Here is a 386-nt window from a genome sequence, read left to right as displayed (position 1 = left end):
GTACGGGCCAGCACCAGCAGCACATCGGCACATCCGCCCCCGAGCACGAGCGTCTTGCTGCCGTCGAGCACCCACTGCGCCGCGCCGCGCGGTTCGGCCTGCGTGGTGACGTCGAAGGCGTCGTGGCGGCCCTGCACCTCGAAGGCGGCCAGCGCGGCGAAGCTCTCCCCGGCGGCGATGGCCTCGGCCATGGCGAGATGCGCCGCGCTGCCGGCGTTCGCCAGCAGCGGCGCGCACAGGGCGACGTTGGCCAGCCACGGCTCGGCCGGCATGGCCTGTCCCAGCGCCTCGGCCAGCAGGGCCTGATCCATGTCGTCACCGAGTCCGCCACAGGCTTCCGGCAGGCCGAGCGCCAGCCAGCCCATCTCGGCGAAGGTGCGCCAATG

The 386-nt window shown here is 73.8% G+C and carries 1 protein-coding gene; it reads right to left on the bottom strand.

The genetic code is table 11. The annotated features are described in order from the left end of the window. Nucleotides 1–386, bottom strand: a 386-nt coding sequence (locus AC1DBD_RS17915; RefSeq protein WP_476982738.1) for an acyl-CoA dehydrogenase family protein, incomplete at both ends; no start/stop codon positions are given.

It is taken from the genome of Arthrobacter sp. 10T419, assembly GCF_056394105.1.
Note: the sequence above shows the minus strand (reverse complement) of the source record. Positions and strands in the feature narration are given on the sequence as shown.